Below are 777 nucleotides of genomic sequence, written 5' to 3'. Positions count from 1 at the left end.
GCCGGCACCCCACCGTTCCCGGGCGCCCTCGGCCAGGCGCCCCCGACGGCCCTGGACGGCGACTTCGCGTGGCCCCCGCAGAGCGACGGCACCGCACCGGACGCGTACGCCCCGGCCGACCCCTTCGCCGACGCGGGCTACGGCGGCCCCCGGGGCGGCTCCCCCGTGCCCCGCACGAACGCCAACCGCTCGAACGCGAGCCGCACGTACGCGAACCGTGGAGGCCGTACCCAGGCCAACGACTCCCGCGCGGTGGTCCTGGCCGCCGCCGACCCCGCCAACGCCTACGGCGCCGCGCTCCCCTGGCCCGACTCGCCGACCGGCGCCGGGCACAAGCCGGGCCGCAAGGCGGGCGCGCTGGTCGTCCTGGTGGACGGCGAGCTGACGCTGTACATGGAGCGCGGCGGCAAGACCCTGCTGGCGTGGCCCTCCACCCCGGACGGCGCCGACACCGACGACCCACGCCTGCGCGCGGCGGCCGAGGCCCTGGCAGCGGCGGCCCTGGCGGGCTCCCTGGGCACGGTCACGGTGGAGCGGATCAATGGTTCCCCGGCCCTGACCTCCTCCATAGGCACCCTCCTGGAGAACGCGGGCTTCATCGCGACCCCACGCGGCCTCCGGCTGAGAACCTGAGCGCCTGAGCACCGCCCAGCACCCGAACCCGGCCGACAACCCGAGCGCACCCGAGCGACCGAAGCCGGACCCGAGTGACCGACCTCGCACCGCACCCCGCCGTGGCACGCTGGAGCCATGCCCGAAGGTGACACGGTCTGGCAG

The 777-nt window shown here is 76.6% G+C and carries 1 pseudogene; it reads left to right on the top strand.

Going from position 1 to position 777, the window contains the following annotated elements:
* Nucleotides 1-633 (top strand): annotated as a pseudogene (locus tag GTW40_RS33090) (DEAD/DEAH box helicase); the annotation flags it as partial.
* Nucleotides 634-777 lie beyond the last annotated feature (144 nt).

It is taken from the genome of Streptomyces sp. SID4985 (assembly GCF_009863025.1).
Taxonomy (GTDB): Bacteria; Actinomycetota; Actinomycetes; order Streptomycetales; family Streptomycetaceae; genus Streptomyces.
This window is presented reverse-complemented; position numbering and strand designations above follow the sequence as displayed.